Annotated in this window: 23 protein-coding genes and 1 tRNA gene; 12 read left to right on the top strand and 12 right to left on the bottom strand. The window is 69.0% G+C overall.

Going from position 1 to position 20,422, the window contains the following annotated elements:
• Positions 1 to 93 precede the first annotated feature (93 nt).
• Positions 94 to 170 (top strand) — tRNA-Thr (locus tag ACX80J_RS15645).
• A 160-nt stretch (positions 171 to 330) separates the two neighbouring features.
• On the opposite strand, the gene rsgA is transcribed toward ACX80J_RS15645, so the two are convergent.
• The 4 genes from rsgA to ACX80J_RS15625 form a co-directional block, all read right to left on the bottom strand.
• The gene (gene rsgA / locus ACX80J_RS15640; RefSeq protein ID WP_459348398.1) at positions 331 to 1,425 is read right to left on the bottom strand and encodes a ribosome small subunit-dependent GTPase A; all 1,095 of its coding nucleotides are present in this window, start codon (positions 1,423 to 1,425) and stop codon (positions 331 to 333) included.
• A gap of 226 nt (positions 1,426 to 1,651) precedes the next feature.
• Complete coding sequence (locus ACX80J_RS15635) at positions 1,652 to 2,377, bottom strand: hypothetical protein (RefSeq protein ID WP_459348397.1); 726 nt, start codon at positions 2,375 to 2,377, stop codon at positions 1,652 to 1,654.
• Between the two features lie 126 nt (positions 2,378 to 2,503).
• The gene (locus ACX80J_RS15630) at positions 2,504 to 3,826 is read right to left on the bottom strand and encodes a multidrug effflux MFS transporter (protein ID WP_459348396.1); all 1,323 of its coding nucleotides are present in this window, start codon (positions 3,824 to 3,826) and stop codon (positions 2,504 to 2,506) included.
• A gap of 94 nt (positions 3,827 to 3,920) precedes the next feature.
• On the bottom strand, positions 3,921 to 4,424 hold the full coding sequence (locus ACX80J_RS15625) for a metallophosphoesterase family protein (protein WP_459348395.1): 504 nt from the start codon (positions 4,422 to 4,424) through the stop codon (positions 3,921 to 3,923).
• A gap of 105 nt (positions 4,425 to 4,529) precedes the next feature.
• Between ACX80J_RS15625 and ACX80J_RS15620 the strand changes: the two genes are divergently transcribed.
• The 7 genes from ACX80J_RS15620 to ACX80J_RS15590 all read left to right on the top strand — a co-directional run bounded on the left by ACX80J_RS15620 (position 4,530) and on the right by ACX80J_RS15590 (position 8,638).
• Complete coding sequence (locus tag ACX80J_RS15620) at positions 4,530 to 4,721, top strand: hypothetical protein (protein WP_087071546.1); 192 nt, start codon at positions 4,530 to 4,532, stop codon at positions 4,719 to 4,721.
• A gap of 42 nt (positions 4,722 to 4,763) precedes the next feature.
• Positions 4,764 to 5,144 (top strand): hypothetical protein, encoded by a 381-nt coding sequence (locus ACX80J_RS15615; protein ID WP_459348394.1) that lies wholly within the window; start codon positions 4,764 to 4,766, stop codon positions 5,142 to 5,144.
• A gap of 108 nt (positions 5,145 to 5,252) precedes the next feature.
• A complete protein-coding gene (locus ACX80J_RS15610) occupies positions 5,253 to 6,158 on the top strand; it encodes an SDR family NAD(P)-dependent oxidoreductase (protein WP_459348393.1) in 906 nt (301 codons plus the stop codon).
• A gap of 124 nt (positions 6,159 to 6,282) precedes the next feature.
• The gene (locus ACX80J_RS15605; protein WP_459344770.1) at positions 6,283 to 6,555 is read left to right on the top strand and encodes a hypothetical protein; all 273 of its coding nucleotides are present in this window, start codon (positions 6,283 to 6,285) and stop codon (positions 6,553 to 6,555) included.
• Positions 6,556 to 6,622: 67 nt separating this feature from the next.
• Entirely contained in the window at positions 6,623 to 7,084 is a 462-nt protein-coding gene (locus tag ACX80J_RS15600) for a MerR family transcriptional regulator (protein WP_459344771.1), read from the top strand.
• Positions 7,085 to 7,154: 70 nt separating this feature from the next.
• Entirely contained in the window at positions 7,155 to 7,568 is a 414-nt protein-coding gene (locus ACX80J_RS15595) for a (R)-mandelonitrile lyase (protein ID WP_459344772.1), read from the top strand.
• A gap of 23 nt (positions 7,569 to 7,591) precedes the next feature.
• The gene (locus ACX80J_RS15590) at positions 7,592 to 8,638 is read left to right on the top strand and encodes an NAD(P)-dependent alcohol dehydrogenase (RefSeq protein ID WP_459344773.1); all 1,047 of its coding nucleotides are present in this window, start codon (positions 7,592 to 7,594) and stop codon (positions 8,636 to 8,638) included.
• Positions 8,639 to 8,727: 89 nt separating this feature from the next.
• On the opposite strand, the gene ACX80J_RS15585 is transcribed toward ACX80J_RS15590, so the two are convergent.
• From ACX80J_RS15585 to ACX80J_RS15575, 3 genes are all read right to left on the bottom strand, one after another.
• The gene (locus ACX80J_RS15585) at positions 8,728 to 10,389 is read right to left on the bottom strand and encodes a catalase (RefSeq protein WP_459348392.1); all 1,662 of its coding nucleotides are present in this window, start codon (positions 10,387 to 10,389) and stop codon (positions 8,728 to 8,730) included.
• Between the two features lie 149 nt (positions 10,390 to 10,538).
• Positions 10,539 to 12,332, bottom strand: coding sequence for a thiamine pyrophosphate-requiring protein (locus tag ACX80J_RS15580; protein ID WP_459348391.1), 1,794 nt, complete (start codon positions 12,330 to 12,332; stop codon positions 10,539 to 10,541).
• Positions 12,332 to 12,559: a hypothetical protein gene (locus ACX80J_RS15575; protein WP_459348390.1), complete on the bottom strand. Its 228-nt coding sequence runs from the start codon at positions 12,557 to 12,559 to the stop codon at positions 12,332 to 12,334. Before ACX80J_RS15575 ends, ACX80J_RS15580 begins: the two co-directional genes overlap by 1 nt.
• 174 nt (positions 12,560 to 12,733) lie before the next feature.
• Here ACX80J_RS15575 and ACX80J_RS15570 point away from each other — a divergent pair, with 174 nt between their 5' ends.
• The gene (locus ACX80J_RS15570) at positions 12,734 to 12,943 is read left to right on the top strand and encodes a hypothetical protein (RefSeq protein ID WP_459313803.1); all 210 of its coding nucleotides are present in this window, start codon (positions 12,734 to 12,736) and stop codon (positions 12,941 to 12,943) included.
• Between the two features lie 130 nt (positions 12,944 to 13,073).
• Here the strand turns inward: ACX80J_RS15570 and ACX80J_RS15565 are convergent, their stop codons facing one another.
• A complete protein-coding gene (locus ACX80J_RS15565; protein WP_459344777.1) occupies positions 13,074 to 13,223 on the bottom strand; it encodes a hypothetical protein in 150 nt (49 codons plus the stop codon).
• Between the two features lie 124 nt (positions 13,224 to 13,347).
• Here ACX80J_RS15565 and ACX80J_RS15560 point away from each other — a divergent pair, with 124 nt between their 5' ends.
• A complete protein-coding gene (locus tag ACX80J_RS15560; protein ID WP_459348389.1) occupies positions 13,348 to 13,863 on the top strand; it encodes a hypothetical protein in 516 nt (171 codons plus the stop codon).
• A gap of 57 nt (positions 13,864 to 13,920) precedes the next feature.
• Here the strand turns inward: ACX80J_RS15560 and ACX80J_RS15555 are convergent, their stop codons facing one another.
• Positions 13,921 to 15,012, bottom strand: a complete 1,092-nt coding sequence (locus ACX80J_RS15555) for an alkene reductase (protein ID WP_459348388.1) — start codon at positions 15,010 to 15,012, stop codon at positions 13,921 to 13,923.
• A gap of 180 nt (positions 15,013 to 15,192) precedes the next feature.
• Here ACX80J_RS15555 and ACX80J_RS15550 point away from each other — a divergent pair, with 180 nt between their 5' ends.
• Entirely contained in the window at positions 15,193 to 16,689 is a 1,497-nt protein-coding gene (locus tag ACX80J_RS15550; RefSeq protein ID WP_459348387.1) for an MFS transporter, read from the top strand.
• Positions 16,690 to 16,738: 49 nt separating this feature from the next.
• Here ACX80J_RS15550 and ACX80J_RS15545 read toward each other — a convergent pair whose 3' ends face one another.
• The 3 genes from ACX80J_RS15545 to ACX80J_RS15535 all read right to left on the bottom strand — a co-directional run bounded on the left by ACX80J_RS15545 (position 16,739) and on the right by ACX80J_RS15535 (position 19,180).
• The gene (locus tag ACX80J_RS15545; RefSeq protein ID WP_459344781.1) at positions 16,739 to 17,206 is read right to left on the bottom strand and encodes a hypothetical protein; all 468 of its coding nucleotides are present in this window, start codon (positions 17,204 to 17,206) and stop codon (positions 16,739 to 16,741) included.
• Positions 17,207 to 17,312: 106 nt separating this feature from the next.
• On the bottom strand, positions 17,313 to 18,176 hold the full coding sequence (locus ACX80J_RS15540) for an NAD-dependent epimerase/dehydratase family protein (protein ID WP_459344782.1): 864 nt from the start codon (positions 18,174 to 18,176) through the stop codon (positions 17,313 to 17,315).
• Positions 18,176 to 19,180 (bottom strand): aldo/keto reductase family protein, encoded by a 1,005-nt coding sequence (locus ACX80J_RS15535; RefSeq protein WP_459344783.1) that lies wholly within the window; start codon positions 19,178 to 19,180, stop codon positions 18,176 to 18,178. Before ACX80J_RS15535 ends, ACX80J_RS15540 begins: the two co-directional genes overlap by 1 nt.
• A gap of 146 nt (positions 19,181 to 19,326) precedes the next feature.
• Here ACX80J_RS15535 and ACX80J_RS15530 point away from each other — a divergent pair, with 146 nt between their 5' ends.
• Positions 19,327 to 20,400 carry a lipid II:glycine glycyltransferase FemX gene (locus ACX80J_RS15530; RefSeq protein WP_459344784.1) on the top strand — a complete coding sequence of 358 codons (1,074 nt, stop codon included), beginning with the start codon at positions 19,327 to 19,329 and terminating at the stop codon, positions 20,398 to 20,400.
• Positions 20,401 to 20,422: the final 22 nt, after the last annotated feature.

Below are 20,422 nucleotides of genomic sequence, written 5' to 3'. Positions count from 1 at the left end.
CCGCGGCTGGGCTACCCTTATTGAGCGCTCAGCGTCGATTCCTGCTGCCTTCTGGAGCGGCGGGTACGACGGCGCCGCTGGCCCGGCCAGCACGCCTCCTTAGCTCAGTTGGCCAGAGCACCGCTCTTGTAAAGCGGGGGTCGTCGGTTCGAATCCGACAGGGGGCTCCACCAAACCCTTCCGACCGGTGAATACCCGTCAGGAGGGGTTTTTCATGTCGCGGCGGGCCCCCGCCGCGGGGTCGTGGCGGCCCTGCGGAGCTCCCGCCCGGGTGGTCACTTGGGGTTTCGGCACGTGCTTCCCGAAACGTGCAGGGGAATGCCCCGGTTCTCACCCGCCTTCTCCGACCAGGCGCCGGTAGTCCTTCGCCGGAGCCACATCCCTGGCCGGCCGGACGGATCTGGTGGAGTGTCGTCGGTTCGCCGCTTCCTGCCGCCGGTGAAGGGCCGCGAGTTCCCGCTCCATCGTGCGGTAACTCTGCCAGCGCCGCTCCGGCAGGGCGCCGGTCTCGATGGCCGCCCGGACCGCGCAGCCGGGCTCGCTGTCATGGGCGCAGTTCCTGAAACGGCAGCCGGGGAAGAGCCCCTCGACGTCGGTGAAGACGTCCGTCAGTCCGTCCTCGGCGTCCCACAGCGCGAAGCCACGCAGCCCTGGCGTGTCCATGACGACGGCGCCGTCTCCCAGCGGGACCAGTTCGCGGGCGGTCGTCGTATGCCGGCCCTTTCCGTCACCCGCCCGGACCGGGCCCGTTCCCTGGCGGGAACTGTAGAGGAGGGCGTTGACCAGGCTCGACTTGCCCGCGCCCGAGGGCCCGAGCAGCGCCATCGTCTGTCCGGGGCCGATCCGCCCCCGGAGTTCGTCGAGCCCGTCGGACGCTTCGGCGGAGGTGGTGACCACCTCGACGCCGCGGGCCCGGTCGATCGTCTCGGCGACGACGTCATCGAAGCGGGTACTCAGGTCGGCCTTCGTCAGGATCACGACCGGAAGGGCGCCGGAGTCCCGGGCCGCCACGAGGGTGCGTTCGAGTCGATTGGTCGACAGGGGCCTGTCCAGGGGCACGACGACGCCCACGAGGTCAATGTTGGCGCCGAGCAGCTGCGCCTCGGACAGCGGGTCATGCGCCCGCTTGCGCCTGAGCAGGGAGAAGCGGGGCAGGAGACCGAGGACGGTATCACCGCCGGCGGCCGGGTGTCCGCCCGCGGTGGCCACCCAGTCGCCGGTGACGAGCGCGCGGCCACCGTCGAGGCGGTCGCTATCGAGGCGGTCACTGTCGAGGTGGAGCAGCCCGTCCTGGGATGCGAGCAGGACGCGTCCGCGGTCCGTGCGGATCACCCGTGCGGGCCGCGCACCGGACGGGGGCGGGAAGTGGGCGGTGAAGAGAGCGTCGATGGGGTCGGTGAAGCCGTACTGCGTAAGAGTGTTCACGGGGGATCCTCTGCGGAAGCCTCCCGCAGGGCACGGCTACCACGTGGATGCAGGGGAGGCGGGATTCATGGGGGCGTGTGCGGCGCAGAACGCGGCGACGATGGCCTTCTTCATGACTCCACCTCCTCGTGAACCTTCCGTCCGGCCCGACGGGCCGATGGATTTCCATGGTACCCACGGCGCAGGCGGTGCGAACAGGCCCGCCTGGGCAAGAATGCCCGGACCCCTAATGCCTCCCCTTCGGGAGGACGACGGCCTTCCTCGGGAGCCCAATGACCTGCACGAGTCCGGCGATGCAGCCGATGATGACGACGGAGAGCAGGGCGAGCAGCGGGACGTTCGGTCCCCTGCGCGTCTCGGTGCGCTCGAGGGCCACAGCCTCCGGGCTGGCTTCGGCTGACGCTGACGCGGGGGCCTGCGTCGTCGCCGCAGCCGACGGCGTCGGCGATGGGGTAGGAGTCCTCGTAGCCTTCGGGGTCGCGGTGGCCTCTTCGATCGGCGCCTCCACGATGTCCGGCAGGACCTCGGGAACCGGCGGCAGGAGGACTTCCGGCACGGCCTGCTCCACGGGCGGCACCGGCACGGGAGCAGGGGCCGGGAGAATCTGCACCGGTGCCGGGGAGGGCTCGGGAGCGGGGGGTGGAACCGGGACGGGGGCCAGGGTGGGGTCCTCCGTCGGTGCAGGTGCAGGTGCAGGTGTCGTGGCGGGCGGGGACGTGGGGGCCACCGTCGGGGCCACCGTCGGGGCCACCGTGGGCGTAGGTGTCGGGGTGGCAACTGGAGCCGGGGGCTGAGGACCCGGCGTGGGACGATTAGCAACCTCGTTCTGGCACTTCTTCGTACCGTCACCGACGGTGCAGTCCTCGGCCTGGGCGGACAGCGCGCCGAAGGTGAGGCCGCCGAGCAGAACGATGGCGGCGGCGGACACGGTCCGGTTCAGATGCTTGCTCAAGGGACTCCCGGGTCTTCGACAGGCCCTCTGCCTGCGTCGGCCAGTGTACCGTCCGGAACCCCGCGGGCCGGCGGAAAAAGCGGCACTCGGGCTGATCATGTGCCAGATCTGCGCTGGCCCTGCGCGTCAGCTGCGCTGGTCCGGGCCCTGCGCCTCCACCTGTTCGGCCTGGCGCTGCTCGGTGTCAGCGTCCGACGTCGTCGCGCCGGGTTCCATGCTGTCGAGTTCGCGCCACCCGCCCTTGCGGTACGTCGGTGTTCCCGTCACCAGGACCAGCAGGGTGAGGAACACCGCTGCAAGCATCACGCACACCATGGCCACCGAATCACCCCCGAGGAGGCCGACGAACGGGCTGACGAGCCCGGCTACGCCCGACTGCAGGGATCCGATGACGGCCGCTGCCGTACCGGCCATGTGCCCGTAGTTGTGCAGGGCGAGCACCGAGGCGTTCGCGGCGGTCAGCCCCTGCATCCCGAGGACGAGCCAGAGCCCCACCATGAGCCCCGCGATGCCCCCGAGCCCGGTGAGCACGATCGCGAGGAGGGCGAGCGCGCAGCCCATCTGCACCAGCACCGCGATCCGCAGCACCCGGATGGGGGCTGCACGACGCACGAGGGCCGCGTTCAGTTGGGCCGAGCCGACGAGGGCGACGCCGTTGAGCGCGAACACCACCGCGAACTGACCCTGGCTGAGGCCGTACTCGTTCTGGAACACGAAGGGCGAACCGACGACGTAGCTCATGATGACGGCGAGCCCGAGACCGGGCACCACCGCGAGCGCCATGAAGCGCCGGTCGCGGAGCAGGGACAGGTAGCCGCGCGCAACCTCCCGGGGATTGCCGGGGCGGCGCTGTGCCGGTGGGAGGGACTCCGGCATGAAGCGCCAGACGATCAGGACGAGGGCCAGGCCGATGAACGCGAGAGCGTAGAACACGGCTCTCCAGTGCCAGGCCCCGGCGATGGCCTGCCCGACCGTCGGTGCGAAGAGCGGGGCCACCCCGATGACGAGCATCAACCGGGACAGCAGTCTCGCGGCGTCCGACCCCACGAAGCGGTCCCGGATGACGGCGATCGCCACGACCGACGCTGCTGCGTTGAAGAAGCCCTGGCAGACGCGGAGCGCGATCAGCGTACCGATGTCCGGAGTGAGGGAGCAGAGGATCGAGGTCACGACATGGAGTGAGATGCCGATGAGGAGCGGTAGCCGTCGCCCGAACCGGTCGGAGAACGGCCCGATGACCAACTGGCCGACGCCCGCGCCGATCAGCATCCCGGACATGGTGAACTGCACGGCCGCCTGCGTCGCATCGAGCTCTTCGGCGACCGTCGGCAGCGATGGCAGGTACATGTCGGTGGTGACGGCCGGCAGCGCAGCGAGCGCACCGAGCATCAGGATGTACTTGATACTTGATCGCCGGTCGGTCCTGCCGGCTGTCCTCGCGGTACTCACCCTGAAACCCTAGGCGATTTGTTGACCTGACGAACATATGTGAAGGGCGGTGATTTCGTTCCCCGGTACTGCTGGACAGGGACACGATCCGCAGTTACCGGGGAGGTAGCCGGTGCAGCTCGGCCTGGAGCCCACTGCCGTCGATGACCGCCGTCATGTAGGTGCAGAAAGGCTGGCGGCGCCGGTCCGTGGGGGAACCCGGGTTCAACAGGCGCAATCCCGTGCCGGTGCCTGTATCCCACGGTATGTGGCTGTGCCCGAACACCAGGACGTCGACGTCGGGATAGAGCGCGGCCATGCGGGCTTCCCTCCCCTGCTTCTGCCCTGTCTCGTGGACCACGGCGAGGCGCACGCCGTCGAGCTCCGCCCGGGCGACGAGGGGAAGGCGCGCTCGCAGGTCGGCGCCGTCGTTGTTCCCGTAGCACGCGAGAAGGCGGCCGGCGCGGGCTTCCAGCTCGTCCAGCAGGGAGGCATCGGTCCAGTCCCCGGCGTGCACGACGACGTCGGACGACTCGACCGCGGCCCACACCTCGGCGGGGAGTTCCTTCGCGCGCTTGGGCAGATGCGTGTCGGCCAGGAGCGTCAGGGTGAGGGACATGGAGCCATTGTCCGGTGTCCCGGGGCACCCGTGACAAGTCCGGGGCCCTATGCCATGCTTCCATAAGCACGCTTACTATTGGGCGTGGTTCCACGAGGAGGCAGCATGCAGATTGACAAGTCGCAGATCATCGACCTGCTGAAGAGCCAGGGCAAGGACGGCGACGCCGACCAGGCGCAGTCCGAGCTCCCCGACCAGGTGGATCCGGAGCAGCACTCGGATCTCCTCGCCAAGTTCGGCATCAACCCGAAGGACCTGCTGGGCAAGATCCCCGGCCTGGGCGGCTTCGGCGGCTAGGCGGATCCGGCGCAGAAGCGCCGATGAGTGAAGGAGTCAGCAATGGATACGAGTCAAGTGGTGTGGATCATCGTCGGGATCATCGTCCTCCTGGTGATTCTTGCCGTGGTGGCATTCCTGGCCCGGAAGCGGGGCGACGCGCAGCGCAGGCGACAGCAGGAGCAGGACCGGCAACGTGCTGCCGAGATGCGCGAGAAGGCCAAGAACACGGAACTCGAGGCGCGCGAGCGCGAAGCGAAGGCCGCAATGGCCGAAGCCGAGGCGCAGCGGGCCGAGGTCGAGGCCGAGCGTCTCCGCCAGCAGGCCCAGGCGCGGCAGACCGACGCGCAGGGGCTGCGCGAGAAGGTGACGCACCACATCCAGGCTGCGGACGAGCTGGACCCCGATGTCACCCAGGACAAGGATCCGCGCGGAGGTCGGTAACCAGGCGTCGTCCGGAACGTGCACAGGGAGCTCTCCTCGCGGGGGCTCCCTTCGCGCGCGGGGACCGAGGAAGAGGCCGGGCGGCCGGGTCGAGGAGAGGCTGACAGGATGAATGCAGCAGTGACCGTGGTCATCACGGGCGCGTCGAGTGGAATCGGACGGGCGACGGCACGCCTCTTCGCCGAGGACGGTGCGAGGCTCGTCCTCGCCGGCCGGGACGCCGACACGCTCGAGGCCGTCGCGGCGGAATGCCGGGACAGGGGTGCGGCGGTTCTGGCGGTGCCCACGGACGTCGGGTCCGAGGGCGACGTCGATCGGCTCGCAGACGCGGCCGTCCAGCATTTCGGCAGGATCGATGTCTGGGTGGGCAATGCCTCCCTGTACAGCTTCGGGACCTTCGAGCAGACGCCGTCGGAGGTGTTCGACCGGATCATCGAGGTCAACCTGCTGGGCCAGGTGTACGGAGCGCGTGCTGCCCTGCGTGTCTTCCGTCGGCAGGGCAGGGGAGTGCTGGTGTCCGTGGCCTCGATGTACTCCCGCATCACCTCGCCCCTGGTGAGTCCCTACGTCACCAGCAAGTTCGGGCTCCTCGGGTTCCTCGAAGTACTCCGCATGGAGACGCGGGATGCGCCGGACATCCATGTCTGCGCGGTCCTTCCTGCGACGATCGACACCCCCATCCACCAGCACGCCGCGAACTACACCGGGCGCCCCGTCCGTCCTCTGCCGCCGGTCGTGGATCCGGTCAGGGTGGCCCGGGCGATCGTCCGGGTCTCCCGCCGGCCCCGCCGGCTCACGCAGGTGGGCCGGATCCAGTCGATCTTCGTGTATGCACGGGCAGTGGCGCCCGCCGTGTACGAACCGGCGGTGGCTGTCGCCTACCGTGCACTGGCGCTGAAGAAGGGATTCCTGCCGCCCGCGTCCGGCAACCTGTTCGAGGCGGACCCGAAAGTCACCGGTGTCACGGGTGGCTGGCGGATCCTGCCCTGGCTTCGGCGCACCCCTGGGCGCTGACGGGAGACATCCGAAGGAACACCAGCATCTTCCGCCTCAAGCATGTACTCCTGCCACTGTCAATGTGAGCGACACGATAGAACGTGCTGGCGCCGCACTGTGGGGGCCCCTCCATAGTGGAGGTATGGATCAATGGCAGGGCCTCCTGGCACAGTGCGCCCGGGGAATGGGGTTCGATCGCGGTCGGAAGCGGGCAGCGTATGCGCTCGCGGGAGTAGGGATCTTCTGGGCCGTGGGGCTGCTCGGCGGGCTGCGCATCCTGCACACCGCCGCCTCGCCGATGACCATCCTCGTGCTGCTCTACGTCATGCTCGCCATCGTGGCGCTCTCCCTCGTGATCGCCGCCGCCGCCGTCGCGGAGTTGGGGCGACACGCAGCGGAGAGGCGCCGGCGCTAGAAGGTCCATCCCCGCTGTCGGCAGAGGCGGTTGTCTTCAAGTACTTGAAGTTCCTATCGTTGAGGGTGTGAGCGCACCGAGCATCCGGAAAACGTACACGATCAAGGAAGCGGCGGCGCTGACGGGGCTGCCCGCCAGTACGTTGCGCTACTACGAATCGATCGGGGTGATCACCCCGATCGGCCGCGGCGCAAGCAGCAAGCACCGGGTCTACACGACGGAGGATCTGGATCTGTTGACCTGGGTCTCCTGCCTGAGTGCGACGGGGATGTCCGTGAGTGACATGCGCCGCTACATCGGGAACGGGGCACTCGGGGCGGCCGCCGCCCTGGAGCAGATCGAGCTGCTGAAGGCCCAGCAGGAACAACTGGCCGTCGAAGCGAGGGCGATCGCCCTGCGGAGGCGCTACGTCGCTCTGAAGATCGACTACTGGCAGGCCGTCCGGGCCGGCGAGGAGACCAGGGCCGCACAGCTGTCGGACGAGGCACGTTCCCTGGCGGACGACCTCAAGAAGACCAAGAAGCGGTAGACACCACGCGCCCCCTGCGGACCGCATGGTCCGCAGGTCGGGCGCGCCCCCACGAAGGAAGGCACGAACGATGAAGTACACCCAGAGCGGCGGCCAGAGCACGGTGGGACCGGAGGCCTGGTTCACGGGCACAGTCCACATCGACGGCGTGCGCACCCCCGACGAGCAGTCGGCGGTCGGCTGCGCCCATGTCCGGTTCAGCCCGGGCGCCCGCACCGCCTGGCACACCCACCCCAAGGGCCAGACGCTCTACGTCACCGACGGCATCGGCTACGTCGCCCGCCGCGGCGGAGCCGTGCAGGAGATCCGCCCGGGCGACGTCGTCTACATCGAACCCCACGAAGAGCACTGGCACGGCGCCACCGCCGACCGCTTCATGGCCCACATCGCCATCCATGAAGCGGACGACCAGGGCCAGGTCGTGACGTGGGGCGAGCACGTCACCGACCAGGACTACGGCCGGCCGGCCGCATCCACCAACTGAACGCCCCTCGAAGGAGAAAACCCATGACCACCACAGTCCACGCCTACGCCTCACCCTCCGCCGACGAAGAGCTCGTCCCCACCACCATCGAACGCCGCGACGTCGGTCCCCACGACGTCCTGATCGAGATCAAGTACGCCGGCATCTGCCACTCCGACATCCACACCGTGCGCGGGGACTGGGGGCCGCAGCCCTACCCCCTGGTGCCCGGGCACGAGATCGCGGGCATCGTCGCGGAGGTCGGTTCCGAGGTGACCAGGCACGCTGTCGGCGACCGGGTCGGCGTCGGCTGCATGGTGAACTCCTGCGGGGAGTGCAAGAACTGCACCGTGGGCGACGAGCAGTACTGCGTCAACGGGATGGTGGGCACCTACGGCGCCACCGACCGCGACGGGACCGTCACCCAGGGCGGCTACTCCACCCACGTCGTCGTCACCGAGGACTTCGTGCTGGGGATCCCCGAGGGCATCGAGCTCGACGTCGCCGCACCCCTGCTCTGCGCCGGCATCACCACCTACTCGCCCCTGCACCGCTGGGGCGCCGGCCCCGGCAAGAAGGTCGCCGTCGTCGGCCTCGGCGGTCTCGGCCACATGGCCGTCAAGATCGCGCACGCCATGGGCGCCGAGGTCACCGTCCTCTCGCAGTCCCTCAAGAAGCAGGAGGACGGCCTGCGGCTGGGCGCGGACCACTACTATGCCACCAGCGACGAGACCACGTTCAGCGACCTGGCCGGCTCGTTCGATCTCATCATCAACACGGTCAGCGCGCAGATCGACATCAGCGCCTTCCTGGGACTCCTGACGGTCGGCGGCGCCCTGGTCAACGTCGGTGCGCCTGCCGAGCCGCTGCCGGTGAACGCGATGGCGCTCATCGGCGGTCGCCGCTCGTTCGCCGGCTCCATGATCGGCGGCATCGCCGAGACGCAGGAGATGCTCGACTTCTGCGCCCGGAACGGCATCGGTTCCGAGATCGAGGTCATCCCTGCCGGGAAGATCAACGACGCCTACGAGCGCGTCCTCGCCTCGGACGTCCGCTACCGCTTCGTCATCGACGCCGCCACCTTCGCCTAGGGGCCGAACCCGGACCGGGGCGGGATGCTGAGCCTTCCCGCCCCGGTCCGGGCACACCCGTGCGCCGCGCTTAGCCGGGCCTGACCCGCCTAGCGGCTCACGACGACGTGCTCGTTGGGCACGCAGTGGGTCATGGTCAGGCCCTCGACGTTGCGGGGGCCATTGTTGCCCAGGTTCTTCAGGCGGGCCAGTTCGTCCTCGGAGAGCGTCTGGCTGGCGAGCGGAGGCAGGTCCTTGACGTCGGCGAGGCCGATGCCGAGTCCTTCCCCGACGCGGGCTCCGAGTTCGTCGTCGACGAGGTAGAAGTGCCACACCATGCGTTCCTGCACGGCGCGGGCCGCCTGCCCGATCAGGGTCACGAAGTTGGCGACGAGGTCGTCCTTCTCCCACTGCTCGAGCAACTGGTACCGCTGGCCCGCCTGCAGGTAGTCGTTGGTCAGCGGGATGCGCTTGCGCGTCAGGCGCCCGGAGATCTCCGGCCCCTGCTCGTCGTGCGTCGGGTACTGTCCCTCGCGGAGCCCACCCGTGATGGACGGCTCGTAGTTGACGTGCGGGTTCTGCCCCGGCGCGAGGTCCGTCCCGAAGGACATCTGCCCGCCGCGCTGGTTGGTGTGCACGGCGGCGTTCTTCGCGGAGTTCACCGGTAGCTGCAGGTAGTTCGGACCCACGCGGTAGCGCTGCGTGTCGCTGTAGCTGAAGGTACGGCCCACGAGCATCTTGTCGTCCGAGAAGTCGAGCCCGTCGACGAGAACACCCGTACCGAAGGAGATCTGCTCGTTCTCGTTGTGGTGGTCCGTGACGTTCCGATTGAGCGTCATGGTGCCGACGAGTTTCGGCTCGAAGTCCTGTTCCGGCCAGGTCTTCGTGTCATCGAGCGGATCGAAGTCCAGCTCGGGGTGGTCGCCGTCGTCCATCAGCTGCACGTACAGGTCCCACCTCGGGTAGTCGCCGCGCTCGATGGCCTCGTAGAGGTCCCTGGAGGCATGCCCGAGGTCGGTCGCCTGGATGTTGGCGGCGTCCTCCTCGGTCAGGCTCTTCACGCCCTGGTGCGGCTGCCACGTGTACTTGACCAGTTTCGAGTTCCCGTCGGCGTTGATCCACTTGTAGGTGTTCACCCCGAAGCCCTGCATGGAGCGGTAGTCCGCCGGGATGCCGCGGGGGCTGAAGAGGTTCACCAGCATGTGCATCGACTCCGGTGTCTGCGACATGAAGTCGAAGATGCGGGCCGGGTCCTGCCGGAACGTGACCGGATCCGGCTTGAGGGAGTGGATGACGTCGGGGAACTTGATGGCGTCGCGGATGAAGAACACCGCGAGGTTGTTGCCCACCAGGTCCCAGTTGCCGTCCTCCGTGTAGAACTTCACGGCGAAGCCGCGCGGGTCACGGGCTGCCTCGGAGGAGTCGCGTCCGCCGATGACGGTCGAGAAGCGGATGGCGACGTCGGTCTTCTTCCCGGGCTCGGAGAACGGCTTCGCGCGGGTGTAAGCGGCGATCGGCTCCTCGCCCCACATCCCGGTCGCCTCGAACTCGCCGTAGGCGACGAACCCGCGGGCGTGGACGACGCGCTCCGGGATCCGCTCCCGGTCGAAATGGCTGATCTTCTCGAGGAACTGGTAGTTCTCCAGCGTGGCGGGGCCGCGGGCGCCCACGGTCCGGGAGTTCTGGTTGTCGTAGACCTGGTGGCCCTGCCGGTTGGTCAGGACGGCGCGGTCATCACCTTCGGCGGGCGGCTGGCTGGCGACATCGGTCATGCAGTTCTCCTCACAGGCTCTGATCTTCTCGAGCGGCGCGGGGGCCCACGCCGGGTTCCGACGCTACCCAAGGGCCGGATGGACAGCAATCGAAGGAATCGGGTGGCCGATCGGTGGAAGAGCGAGGCGGCGGAGGGTAGGGGCAGGTCCTATGACGAACCCGTGCCCTCCTCGATGTCCGCATAGCGCTGCACGAGGCCCGCGGCGCTGCCCGCCGGTTCCGCCTCCAGTGCTCCGCGGATGGGATCGAGTTTCGCCGCGCCTGCCGGGAACGGGGGCAGCAGCGGTACGTCCGGGTCGGTGACGACGTCGAGGACGAACGGCCGGTCCGCCGAGAAGGCCCGTTGCCAGGCACCGGCGAGGTCGTCCGGGTCCGTCACGCGGACGCCATCGAGGCCGAGCAGCTGCGCATGGGCGGCGCAGTCGACGTCGGGCAGGGCCTGGCTGGCTTCGAAGCGGGGCTCGCCCTCCATCTCCCGCTGCTCCCAGGAGACCTCCGCGAGGTCCCGGTTGGAGAAGACGCACACCACGAAGCGGGGATCGGCCCAGTCGCGCCACAGCGTGGCCACTGTCACGAGTTCTGCGAGTCCCGCCATCTGCATCGCTCCGTCCCCCGCGAGCACGACGACGGGACGGCTGGGGCTGGCGAGCTTCGCGGCGATGCCGTAGGGGACACCCGCGCCCATGCACCCGAGCGTGCTCGACAGGTGGGCAGGAACGCCCCGGGGCAGCCGGAGTTGCCGCGCGTACCAGTACACGCAGCTTCCGACATCGACGGCGACCTGCGCATCCCGCGGCAGGAGGGCGTTGAGTTCATGCACCACGCGCTCGGGATTCACGGGCTCGGCCGGAGTCATGGCGCGCTCGGTGGACACCCGGTCCCATCGGCGCACCTGCTCCTCGACCTCTTCCCGCCACGTGTGGTCCTGCTGGCCGTGCAGCAGGACGAGCAGTGAGGAGAGAGTCTCCGCGGCGTCGCCATGCAGTGCCACCTCCACCGGATACCGGTTGCCGATGGCCTTGGGATCGATGTCGATCTGGACAGCGCGGGCCTGCCCCGGTGCCGGGTAGTACTCGGTCCAGGGGTCGTTCGAGCCGATGATCAGCAGGGTGTCGCAGTTGTCCAGAAGGAAGGCACTCGCCGTCGTGCCCAGGTGGCCCATGGTGCCGGTCACGAAGGGACGCGACTCGTCGACATACGGCTTGCCGAGCAGGCTCGTCGTGATCCCGGCTCCCAGCCGGTCCGCGACAGCGAGCACTTCCTGCTGGGCGTGGGCGGCGCCCTGCCCGACGAGCAACGCGATCTTCCGTCCAGCGTTCAGGACGGCGGCGGCGTCGTGCAGGTCGGTCTCCCGGGGAGAGACGCACCCCAACGACCACACGGGCGACGACGGCACCACCCCGTGCTCGTGCGGCGTCTCGGGGGCGGGTGCCTGCTGGACGTCGTGCGGGAGGATGACCACGGCGGGTGACCGCGTGGCCAGGGCGGCCTTGAAAGCCCGGTCGAGGACCATGGGTAACTGTTCCGGACTCGCCACCTGCTGGCGGAACTCCGACGCCACATCCTTGAACAGACTGAGGAGATCGATCTCCTGCTGATAGGCGGAACCGAGCACGGTCTGGCTCTGCTGCCCGATGACGGCGACGACGGGCACGCTGTCCATGCGCGCGTCGTACAGGCCGTTGAGCAGGTGGACCGCTCCGGGCCCCTGGGTGGCCGTGACAACGTCCACTCCACCGGTGTACTTGGCGTGCGCCACGGCCATGAAGGCCGCGGCCTCCTCGTGGCGCGCCTGGATGAAGGCCGGTGCCCCTGCCCGGCGCAGCGCACCGAGCAGGGGATTGATGCCGTCTCCGCTGTAACCGAAGATCCGGTCCACGCGCCAGGCGGTGAGGTGGCGGACGACGAAGTCGGCGACGGTGTCGGCCGTGTCCTCCGGCACTAGACCGCTGCCGGCACGTCGGGGCCCGTCGGCCAGCGCAGGAGGGCAGCGATGGGCTTCTGCTCGAGCGCCCCCGACGGGTAGGGGGAGATTGGGGCGATGCTGCGCGGAAGGATCTCGTCGTTCGCCAGCCCGTCCACCGTGCCGGTGCTGCCCTCGGCATAGATGGTGGTCCAGGGGCCGGGCAGTTCGAACAGATGGGCGTGATCGATGAGTCGGTGCGTCACGAGGCTCCCCTGTCGTGTCAGAGGTGGTGGCCTCCGGTGAGGGCGGCCTACCGGAGATACCAAGGACCCTCATGGTCTATCACCCTCGACCCACGGCTGAGAAGGATTTCCGGGTGCGCTGCCGGGCTTGAAAATCACTCGGCACGCGTGGGTGGCGGCGGGTAGCGTGGGGTCATGCTCACAGTTCCCGAGAATTTTCCGCCCGCGTACATCCGTTACCTCGAGGCCCAGGACGAGGGTTTCGCCGAGACGGTCCTGATGGTCATGAAGCAGTCGGTGGCCGAGGGCAAGCACGGCATCCTCATCAGCAACCAGGCTCTCGACCGTGGCGCCGAGACGTCCAAGGAGGTTCCGTTCGGCGAGATCGTCGAAGGGACGCGCTGACGCGTCACCCGGGATCCCCCAGGGTCCGAGGTGTTCCCGCACAATCCGTGCACGGGGGCGTGACAGAGGGAAGCGCCGGTCGATGACCGGCGCTTCCCTCTGTCACGAGGTCCTCCTCGGGCAGGTGGTGCTAGCTGCCCGCACCATCCTGGTCGTCGGGATCCGCTCCCTCGGCGGGATCCTCGGCGTGCACGCGGATGTCCTCCGTGGCGGCCTCCTGGTCGCCCTCTGCGGGTGCTTCGTTGTGGATGCGGTCGTCGTCGCTCGGCTTCTCTGACATGCACTGGTCCTCTCGGTTCGGGGGAAAGTAAGCTCCCTTGCCGTCAGTGTACGGATCCGCCGACCGGCGCATAAGCGCGATGCCCCACGTGACGCGGCGTCATCAGCATGCTTACCATCGTGGGATGGAGACACAGGGGGAGACGGGCGGAGCGGACGTGCTGCGCCGTACGCGGATCGTGGGGGCGGCTGCGGCTGGTCTCGCGTCGCTGGCCCTGGGACTCACTGCACATGCGGTCTCCGGTGGCATCCTGCCGACCGCGCCGATCCTCGGCGGGCTGGCCGCGCTCGCGGTGCTGGCTGCAGCGATCGTGGCTCAGGGCAGGTTCCCCGTCTGGGCGCTCCTGCTCCTCCTCGGAGCGGCGCAGCAGGTCCTGCACTGGCTGCTCGGCGGTCTGGCGGAGGCGCCGTCGTCGAGCGTTCCCGGAACTGAGGGCCACCACGGCGGCGACGTGCCGGTGGGGACCGGCACTACGGGAGGGCATTCACCCGAGGTGATGCTCCTGCTGCACACGCACCTCGCGGCAGCGCTCCTGGTCGGATGGGCGGTGGCCCGGTACCCGCACGTCGCGACATGGGCAGCCCGGCGGGGGCGTCGCCGGCACGGCGTGCCAGCGGAAGAAGGCGCCCCCGTCGCGTGACGGGAGCGCCTTCCGGCGATGCAGGCAGGCCCTGTCCGGGCCTGTCCAGGTGGTGTCCTAGTTGCTGTTGGCCGAGCTGTCGTAGAACGGGTAGTCCGTGTAGCCCTCGGCTCCGGTGGAGTAGAACGTGGCCGGGTTCGGCTCGTTCTCCGGAAGGTTCTCGCGCCAGCGGCGGGCGAGGTCGGGGTTCGCGATGGCCGGGCGGCCGACGACGACGGCGTCTCCTACACCGTCCTCGAGGATGGCGATGGCCTCCTCGCGGTTGGTGATGAGTCCGAAGCCACTGTTGATCAGGAAAGGTCCGCCGAAGCGCTTCCGGAGGTCCTGGATCAGGGCCCCGGTCGGCTCGGCGTGCAGGACGCTGAGGTAGGCGAGGTTCAGCGGTGCGAGGGCGTCGACGAGCGTCCCGTACGTCGCCAGGACATCGGCGGCGTCGGTCTCCAGGGCGTCCTGGATGTTGTGGGCGGGCGAGATGCGGAGGCCGACCTTCTCTGCTCCGACTTCCGCTGCCACCGCGGTGACGAGTTCGATCACGAACTGCGCGCGCTTCTCGGGCGATCCGCCGTAGGCGTCCTTCCGCTGGTTGGACTCGGGGGAGAGGAACTCGTGCAGCAGGTACCCGTTCGCGCCGTGGAGTTCGACGCCGTCGAACCCGGCGATGTCGATCGCCTTGCGCGAGGCCGTCACGAACTCCTCGATGATGCCCGGCAGTTCCTCGGTGGTGAGGGCATGCGGCACCGGATAGGGCTGCTTGCCCGTGCTGGTCCGCGTGGTCCCCTCGATGGCGACGGCGCTCGGGGCCACGACCTCGTAGCCGCCGTTCGTGTCGGGGTGCGTCACGCGGCCCGCGTGCATGACCTGGGCGACGATGCGACCGCCGTCCGCGTGCACGGCGTCCGTGACGCGCTTCCAGCCTGCGAGCTGCTCGTCCTCGATCAGTCCCGGCTGCCCGGGGAAGCCCTGCCCGGCATGGCTGGGGTAGGTTCCCTCGCTGACGATGAGACCGAGGGAGGCGCGCTGGCGGTAGTGCTCGACGACGATGTCCCCGGGGATGCCGGCCTCGCCCGAGCGGACGCGCGTGAGCGGCGCCATCACCACGCGGTTGGGGAGTTCGAGCGTGCCGAGGGTCAGGGGGGAGAACAGCTTCATGCGTTCCTACTTTCCGGGTCGTTTCCTACTGGTCGGTAACCGGCGCCGGCCGGGGGCTATTCCGGATGTGTCCCGTGTCACTGGCCCGGCGCGGAGGCGTGCGGACTGGAGGATGGGCGACGGCGGTGCGACACTGTGCGTGCGCCCGCGGCACCGCGGGGCGTGGACGGATGGTGGGCCATGAGTGGAATCCGGATGGGAACGGCCTCCGGGCGATGGATCCTGGTCGCGACGGTCCTGGGTTCGGGTATCGCCGGTATCGATGCCACCGTCGTCAACGTGGCCCTGCCGACGATCGGGCGGGACCTGGGCACGGGTTTCTCGGCCCTGCAGTGGATGGTCACCGGCTACACCCTGACGCTCGCCTCCTTCATCCTGCTCGGCGGGGCGCTGGGGGACCGGTTCGGGCGGCGGCGCGTCTTCGTGGTCGGCGTCATCTGGTTCGCCGTCGCCTCCCTGCTGTGCGGGCTGGCTCCGGATGCCGGCCTGCTCATCGCGGCGCGTGCCCTCCAGGGCGTCGGAGGGGCCCTGCTCACGCCGGGCAGCCTCGCGATCCTCCAGGCCGCCTTCTCGGGCGAGGATCGTGCACGGGCCATCGGAGCGTGGTCCGGACTGGGGGGCGTGGCCACCGCCATCGGGCCCTTCCTCGGCGGCTGGCTCGTCGAAAGCGTCTCCTGGCGCTGGGTCTTCCTCATCAATGTCCCCGTCGCGGCCGCCGTCGTCTGGATCGCCGTGCGGCATGTCCCGGAGACCCGTGACTCCGACGCGACGGGCAGGCTCGACATCGCCGGGGCAGCCCTCGGGGCGCTCGCGCTCGCCGGCACGACCTACGCGCTGATCGAAGCGCCCGACCACGGCGTGTTGTCCGCCGGAGTCCTCGCGTCCGGGTTCCTGGGACTCGCTGCGGCCGTAGCCTTCCTCGCGGTGGAGCGGCGCACCGCGAATCCGATGCTGCCCCTGCGCATCTTCGGCAATCGGCAGTTCCGTGCGGCGAACGCCGTCACGTTCCTCATCTACGCGGTGTTCGGTGGCATCTTCTTCCTGCTCGTCGTCCATCTGCAGGTCGTGGCGGGCTTCAGCCCGGTGGCGTCCGGCACTGCGATGCTGCCGATCACGGCGCTGATGCTCGTCCTGTCACCCCGGGCAGGCGCGCTCAGCTCCCGGATCGGCCCTCGCATCCCGATGGCGGTCGGTCCGCTCATCTGCGCCGTGTCACTGGTCCTCATGCTGCGGATCGGCGAGGAGGCGTCCTATCTGCGGGACGTGCTCCCGCCGGTGATCGTGCTCGGCCTCGGGCTGTCGCTGCTCGTCGCGCCCCTGACGTCGACGGCGCTGTCCTCGGTGCCGGAACGTCAGGCGGGGCTCGCCTCCGGTGTCAACAACGCCGTCGCGCGGGCGGCGGGCCTCATCGCGATCGCCGTCCTGCCGGCCGCCGCAGGTCTGACAGGAGACGCCTACGACGACCCGAGGACCTTCGAAGCCGGATTCGGTACCGCATGCCTTCTCGGTGCCGGAGTACTGATCGCGGGCGGACTCCTGGCCGCCGTCAGCATCCGGAACCCCGGGGTGCCGGAGGCCGACCACCCGAGGCACTGCGCCGTCGGCGGTACCCCGGCGGCTCCCGGCGCCCTGCGCGAGGCGCGCGGCGGGGACTTCGGCGGGCAGCCCCGGACATGACGAAGCCCCGGGGAGTTCCCGGGGCTTCGCAGCGTTCCGTTCGAGGGCGTTACTTGATGTCCTGCTCGTCCATCGCGCTCAGCGGCGACCCGCCACGGTTCGCGGGGTCGTCGCTCGCGTCGACCTCGTCGTCCTCCATCATGCCGAAGTCGACGTCCGCGGAGGCTTCACCGAGCATCGGCTCCTCCGGCGGATACTGCTCGTCCCCGTGCCGGTAACGGGCCTCGGCCGTCTCCTCGCGGAGGGTCTGGTCGCTCAGGTACCCTTCCTCGCCGATCGCGCTGACGCCGTTCTCGTCGAAGTCGTTCTCGTCGTCGCCGGTCACGGCCGCGCTGGGCTCGTCCTGCAGGAGGGGGTCATCCTGCCACCGGTCCGGATTGTTCTCCGCGGCGTCGGGGTAGTCGTCGGGCCGGCCCTCGAGGACCGGATCGAAGGCCTCGGGAGCAAGCGAGTCGTTCGGCACGTCGGGCTCTTCGCCCACGATGGTCAGTTCCTCATCGGGAAGGTTCTCGGTCATCATCTCTGCCTTTCGTCGGTGCTGTGCATCCTTCGATCATCAGCCTACTGATGAATCGGCCCGGACGACAGTTCCCCACCGCCGCCCCGATCGGGCGCAGGTCCTGCTAGTCGCGGTCGCGCCAGCTGTGCCGGGGTTCGTACCCGAGGACGCGCCGCGCCTTGTCGATGGAGAGGAGCGTTTCGTGCCCACCCACGTCCCGGACCACCTGCACGCCGGGGTACACCTCCGCGGCGAGGTCCGCGCTCGCGCGGCTCATCACGGTGTCAGCGGCAGCGATGATGAAGCGGTCGAAGCCGGGCGCCGCATTCTGCAGGGCCTTCTCCACCGCCTGGGCGCCGTCGCGGCCGTCGATGTAGCCCCACAGGTTCCACTTGCGTGCAGTCGCGTCGGCGTCGAAGGAGGGGAACTCGGCGTAGTCCTCGGGGTCCATGACGTTCGAGAACCGCAGGGCACTGATGCTCAGGTCCGGATCCCACCGTGCCAGCTCGATGGCCAGCTGTTCCTCGAGGTGCTTGACCAGCGAATAGGTGCTCTCGGGCCGTGCAGGGTACTCCTCGTCCACAGGGAGGTACGGGGGAGGGGTCTCGAAGGGGAGCCCGAGCACGGTCTCGCTCGACGCGTAGACGATCCGCTTGATCCCGGCCCGCCGGCATGCCTGGAAGACGTTGTACGTGGCCGTCATGTTGTTGTGGAAGATCGCTGCGTCGGCCTGCAGTCCCGGAGCCGGAATCGCCCCGAGGTGCACGACGGCGTCCAACCCGCTGTGCCGGTCGTCCACGCCGAGGAGGGCGTCGAGGACCTGGCCGTAGTCGCGCAGGTCGATCCGCAGGAACCCGGGGCCGCGCTCGCCGTGCTGATCGAGCTCCAGGACGGTGTGACCGGCCTCGCGCAGGCCGCGGACGACGCTCCGCCCGAGCTTGCCGTTGGAACCGGTGACCGCGACGTTGAGCGTCGCAGGGCCCGCCATCAGACCGGCCGCGTCTCGGGGGACACCGTCTTCGCGACGTCCGTCTCGGCGAGGCCGCCGATCGCGTCGTCGATCGCCTTCAGGACATCGTCCTCCAGCTTCACGCCGGCAGCGGCGGCATTCGACTCCACCTGCTCGGGGCGTGAGGCCCCGATGATCGCCGAGGCCACGTTGCTGTTCTGCAGGACCCACGCGATGGCCAGCTGCGCCATCGTCAGCCCCACGCCGTCGGCGATGGGCGCGAGCTTCTGGACGCCCGCAAGGACGTCGTCGTCCATCCAGCGCTTGATCATGTCGGCGCCGCCCTTGTCGTCCGAGGCGCGGGTCCCCTGCTCCGGCTGCCGGCCCGGCGTGTACTTGCCGGTCAGGACGCCCTGTGCCACTGGGGACCAAACGATCTGGGACAGTCCGAGTTCCTCGGAGGTGGGGATGACCTCTCCCTCGATGACGCGCCACAGCATCGAGTACTGGGGCTGGTTGGAGATGAGCTGGAAACCGAGGTCCTTCGCGAGGGCGGCGCCGTCGCGGATCTGCTGGGCCGTCCACTCGCTGACGCCGATGTAGAGGGCCTTGCCCTGGCGCACGATGTCGGCGAAGGCCTGCATCGTCTCCTCGAGCGGCGTCTCGTGGTCGTACCGGTGCGCCTGGTAGAGGTCCACGTAGTCGGTCTGGAGGCGCTGCAGCGAGCCGTCGATCGACTCCAGAATGTGCTTGCGGGAGAGCCCCACGTCGTTGTGTCCTTTGGGGCCCGTGGGTCCCCAGACCTTCGTGAAGATCTCGAGCGACTGGCGGCGCTCGCCCTTCAGTGCTTCGCCGAGCACGGTCTCCGCTGCCGTGTTCGCGTAGACGTCCGCGGTGTCGAACGTGGTGATGCCCACGTCGAGCGCAGCACGCACGCACTGCGTCGCGACGTCGTTCTCGATCTGCGAGCCGTGGGTGAGCCAGTTGCCGTAGGTGATTTCCGAGATCTTGAAGCCGCTGTTGCCGAGGTATCTGAAGTCCATGCTCCTGATGCTAACCACCCTTAGGAAGCGAGTACAGGACAGACAGTTCCCCCAGGCAACATCGGTGCCGGATCCACGGGAGGCAGGTACACAGCCGCTAGACTTGAGGGCGTCCTTCGCTCGCCGCCCACAGTAAATGAGGAATCTTGGCCGACTTCAGCGCCCGTTTCGCCACCACGACGGAGCAGCAGAACTGGGATGCGCTGGTGACGTCCAATCCGGGCGGCGGCAACGTGCTCCAGTCCGCGGCGTTCGCGGAGGTCAAGTCGCACCACGGGTGGCGGCCCCGGTTCCTGGTCCTCGAGGGCCCGGACTCGACGAGCCACAACCTCATCCTCGAGAAGAGGGTGCCCCTGCTCGGGGCCCTCTGGTACCTCATCAAGGGACCGGCGGTCACCGAGGCGGGTGACGTCCCGGCGGCCGTGCGGGCCGTGGCCGACCTCGCCCGGCGCGAGGGGCACCGCGTCTTCGCCATCAAGGTGGAGCCCGACCTCGTGGACGGTCCCGAGGTGCGCGAGGTATTCCGTGCCGCGGGCCTCGTCAAGACGTTCAATCTGCAGCCGAACGACAGCACGGCCATCCTGGACACCACACCGGACTCCAACCAGTTGCTGCGGAACCTGCACTCGCGGGGCCGCAACGCCGTTCGCCGGGCCATGCGTGAGGGCGTCGAGGTCCGGCGCATGGAGCCGACGCAGGAGACCTTCCGGGCGATGTACTCCCTGATGTCGCACATCGAGGACCGTTCCGCGGCCCGCATGCGCTCCTTCGAGTACTACAGCCGTTTCTGGCAGAACTTCGTGGACGCCGGACAGGGACGTTTCTACTTCGTGTACGAGGACGGCGAACCGTCGGTGGGGGCGTTCGTCATCAACTACGGGTCGAAGGGGACCTACAAGGACGGCGGTTCCCGGCCCGGGCGCTCACAGTACGGGGATTCGCACCTCGTGCAGTGGAGGGCCATCAACGACCTCAAGGACGAGTTCGGGATCGTCGAGTACGACTTCTGTGGAACTCCGCCGAGTGATCGGCTCAAGGACACTGCCCACCCGCACCACGGCCTGGGGCTCTTCAAGACGAGCTTCACCAAGACCGTCACGGACTTCGTCGGCTGCTACGACTTCGTGGTCAGCGGCTGGAAGTATCGTGTGTGGAACACGATTGCGGAGCGTGTGGCGCGCCAGGTGTACTGGCGACGCACGCACCAGCCGTTCTACTGAGGAAGAGCCCGCGGACGCCGCG

Source organism: Arthrobacter rhamnosi, assembly GCF_054510975.1.
The sequence above is the reverse complement of the archived record's forward strand: the minus strand, read 5'-3'. Positions and strand labels throughout refer to the sequence as shown.